This window comes from Belnapia sp. AC561 (assembly GCF_979252845.1).
This window is the reverse complement of the sequence record NZ_CEEDBP010000399.1, coordinates 1-247: the sequence shown is the minus strand read 5'-3', so window position 1 is coordinate 247 and position 247 is coordinate 1. Positions and strand designations below refer to the sequence as shown.

Below are 247 nucleotides of genomic sequence, written 5' to 3'. Positions count from 1 at the left end.
CGACCTGGCTTCGGGCCGCCTCGACGCCACCCTGGCGGACTCGGTGAATATCGACGACGGCTTCCTGAAAACTGACGCTGGTAAAGGCTTCGCCTTCGCCGGCCCAGATTTCACCGAAGAGAAATACTTCGGCGAAGGCCAAGGCATTGCGGTGCGCAAGGGCGACAAAGCCCTGGCCGACAAGATCAGCGCGGCCATCCTGGCCATTCGCGCCAACGGCAAATACAAGCAAGTGCAAGACAAGTAC

At 60.3% G+C, this 247-nt stretch carries 1 protein-coding gene; it reads left to right on the top strand.

The features are described 5' to 3' along the window. The coding region (locus tag AC0IW9_RS31600; RefSeq protein WP_471652236.1) for a type 2 periplasmic-binding domain-containing protein at window positions 1-247 on the top strand (247 nt) is incomplete at both ends.